Source organism: Priestia sp. 179-F W1.4 NHS (assembly GCF_045369295.1).
Lineage (GTDB): Bacteria > Bacillota > Bacilli > Bacillales > Bacillaceae_H > Priestia > Priestia zanthoxyli.
Genome location: NZ_JBIQFF010000046.1, coordinates 1 through 3048 on the forward strand (window position 1 = coordinate 1; position 3048 = coordinate 3048).

A 3048-nucleotide genomic window follows, 5' to 3' on the forward strand; every position below is an offset into this window, starting at 1 on the left:
TTGTTCTTTGAAAACTAGATAACAGTAATTGCTGAGGAAAAGTGAAACTTTTCTTTAATCAAACCAATAAATAACACAACTTTATGTTGTACCATTTATTCGCTAATGGTTAAGTTAGAAAGGGCGCACGGTGAATGCCTTGGCACTAGGAGCCGATGAAGGACGGGACTAACACCGATATGCTTCGGGGAGCTGTAAGTGAGCTTTGATCCGGAGATTTCCGAATGGGGAAACCCACTGTTCGTAATGGAACAGTATCTTTATCTGAATACATAGGATATTGAAGGCAGACCCGGGGAACTGAAACATCTAAGTACCCGGAGGAAGAGAAAGCAAATGCGATTTCCTGAGTAGCGGCGAGCGAAACGGAATTAGCCCAAACCAAGAGGCTTGCCTCTTGGGGTTGTAGGACACTCTATACGGAGTTACAAAGGAACGAAGTAAATGAAGCGACCTGGAAAGGTCCGTCGAAGAAGGTAACAACCCTGTAGTTGAAACTTCGTTCCCTCTTGAGTGGATCCTGAGTACGGCGGAACACGTGAAATTCCGTCGGAAGCTGGGAGGACCATCTCCCAAGGCTAAATACTACCTAGTGACCGATAGTGAACCAGTACCGTGAGGGAAAGGTGAAAAGCACCCCGGAAGGGGAGTGAAAGAGATCCTGAAACCGTGTGCCTACAAGTAGTCAGAGCCCGTTAACGGGTGATGGCGTGCCTTTTGTAGAATGAACCGGCGAGTTACGATCCCATGCAAGGTTAAGCTGATAAGGCGGAGCCGTAGCGAAAGCGAGTCTGAATAGGGCGTTTAGTATGTGGTTGTAGACCCGAAACCAGGTGATCTACCCATGTCCAGGGTGAAGTTCAGGTAACACTGAATGGAGGCCCGAACCCACGCACGTTGAAAAGTGCGGGGATGAGGTGTGGGTAGCGGAGAAATTCCAATCGAACCTGGAGATAGCTGGTTCTCTCCGAAATAGCTTTAGGGCTAGCCTCATGTTGTGAGAGTCTTGGAGGTAGAGCACTGATTGGACTAGGGGCCCCCAACGGGTTACCGAATTCAGTCAAACTCCGAATGCCAAAGACTTATCCATGGGAGTCAGACTGCGAGTGATAAGATCCGTAGTCAAAAGGGAAACAGCCCAGACCACCAGCTAAGGTCCCCAAGTATACGTTAAGTGGAAAAGGATGTGGAGTTGCTTAGACAACCAGGATGTTGGCTTAGAAGCAGCCACCATTTAAAGAGTGCGTAATAGCTCACTGGTCGAGTGACTCTGCGCCGAAAATGTACCGGGGCTAAACGTATCACCGAAGCTGTGGATTGACATCTTTGATGTCAGTGGTAGGAGAGCGTTCTAAGTGCAGCGAAGTCAGACCGTAAGGACTGGTGGAGCGCTTAGAAGTGAGAATGCCGGTATGAGTAGCGAAAGACAAGTGAGAATCTTGTCCACCGAATGCCTAAGGTTTCCTGAGGAAGGCTCGTCCGCTCAGGGTTAGTCGGGACCTAAGCCGAGGCTGAAAAGCGTAGGCGATGGCCAACAGGTTGATATTCCTGTACCACCTCCCCGCCGTTTGAGTAATGGGGGGACGCAGTAGGATAGGGTAAGCGCGCTGCTGGATATGCGCGTTCAAGCAGTTAGGCTGATGAGTAGGCAAATCCGCTCATCATAAAGGCTGAGCTGTGATGACGAGGGAATTATAGTACCGAAGTTCCTGATTCCACACTGCCAAGAAAAGCCTCTAGCGAGGCGGGAGGTGCCCGTACCGCAAACCGACACAGGTAGGCGAGGAGAGAATCCTAAGGTGATCGAGAGAACTCTCGTTAAGGAACTCGGCAAAATGACCCCGTAACTTCGGGAGAAGGGGTGCTCTGGTAGGGTGTATAGCCCGAGAGAGCCGCAGTGAATAGGCCCAGGCGACTGTTTAGCAAAAACACAGGTCTCTGCGAAGCCGCAAGGCGAAGTATAGGGGCTGACGCCTGCCCGGTGCTGGAAGGTTAAGAGGAGGGGTTATCCTTTGGGAGAAGCTCTGAATCGAAGCCCCAGTAAACGGCGGCCGTAACTATAACGGTCCTAAGGTAGCGAAATTCCTTGTCGGGTAAGTTCCGACCCGCACGAAAGGCGTAACGATCTGGGCACTGTCTCAACGAGAGACTCGGTGAAATTATAGTACCTGTGAAGATGCAGGTTACCCGCGACAGGACGGAAAGACCCCGTGGAGCTTTACTGTAGCCTGATATTGAATTTTGGTACAGCTTGTACAGGATAGGTAGGAGCCTGAGAAGCCGGAGCGCTAGCTTCGGTGGAGGCGTCGGTGGGATACTACCCTGGCTGTATTGAAATTCTAACCCGCGGCCCTGATCGGGCCGGGAGACAGTGTCAGGTGGGCAGTTTGACTGGGGCGGTCGCCTCCTAAAATGTAACGGAGGCGCCCAAAGGTTCCCTCAGAATGGTTGGAAATCATTCGTAGAGTGTAAAGGCACAAGGGAGCTTGACTGCGAGACCTACAAGTCGAGCAGGGACGAAAGTCGGGCTTAGTGATCCGGTGGTTCCGCATGGAAGGGCCATCGCTCAACGGATAAAAGCTACCCCGGGGATAACAGGCTTATCTCCCCCAAGAGTCCACATCGACGGGGAGGTTTGGCACCTCGATGTCGGCTCATCGCATCCTGGGGCTGTAGTCGGTCCCAAGGGTTGGGCTGTTCGCCCATTAAAGCGGTACGCGAGCTGGGTTCAGAACGTCGTGAGACAGTTCGGTCCCTATCCGTCGTGGGCGTAGGAAATTTGAGAGGAGCTGTCCTTAGTACGAGAGGACCGGGATGGACACACCGCTGGTGTACCAGTTGTCTTGCCAAAGGCATCGCTGGGTAGCTATGTGTGGACGGGATAAGTGCTGAAAGCATCTAAGCATGAAGCCCCCCTCAAGATGAGATTTCCCATAGCGCAAGCTAGTAAGATCCCTGAAAGATGATCAGGTTGATAGGTCAGAGGTGGAAGCGTGGCGACATGTGTAGCTGACTGATACTAATCGATCGAGGACTTAACCAAACTTT

General features: G+C 51.6%; 1 rRNA gene. It reads left to right on the forward strand.

Going from position 1 to position 3048, the window contains the following annotated elements:
• Positions 1-107: 107 nt before the first annotated feature.
• A 23S ribosomal RNA gene (locus tag ACH0CI_RS28055) occupies positions 108-3043 on the forward strand.
• Positions 3044-3048 lie beyond the last annotated feature (5 nt).